Raw genomic sequence first — 286 nt, 5'->3', positions numbered from 1 at the left:
GCAACTTAAACGGGTGGTGTTTGGCAGCAAAAGCGAGCGCTTTGTTCCCAGCCAGCCCGCTGAACAACTCAGCCTCGGGCTACAAGTGGAGGAACTCCCACCGGTAGGCACTCCCCAACAGGTAAGCTACATTCGTCAAAAGCCGCAAAGGAAAGAAAAGCCTGTACGTCAGCCTTTACCTGCCCATCTGCCCCGCACTGAAATCATCATTGAGCCGGCAGGGGATTTGACAGGGCTCAGGAAAATAGGCGAAGAAATCACCGAAGAGCTTGAATATGAGCCAGGC

At 53.8% G+C, this 286-nt stretch carries 1 protein-coding gene; it reads left to right on the top strand.

The annotated features are described in order from the left end of the window. Positions 1–286, top strand: a 286-nt coding sequence (locus tag AC04NP_RS30805; protein WP_482863975.1) for a transposase domain-containing protein, incomplete at both ends; no start/stop codon positions are given.

It is taken from the genome of Agaribacillus sp. DX54 (assembly GCF_056858335.1).
The sequence above is the reverse complement of the archived record's forward strand: the minus strand, read 5'-3'. Positions and strand labels throughout refer to the sequence as shown.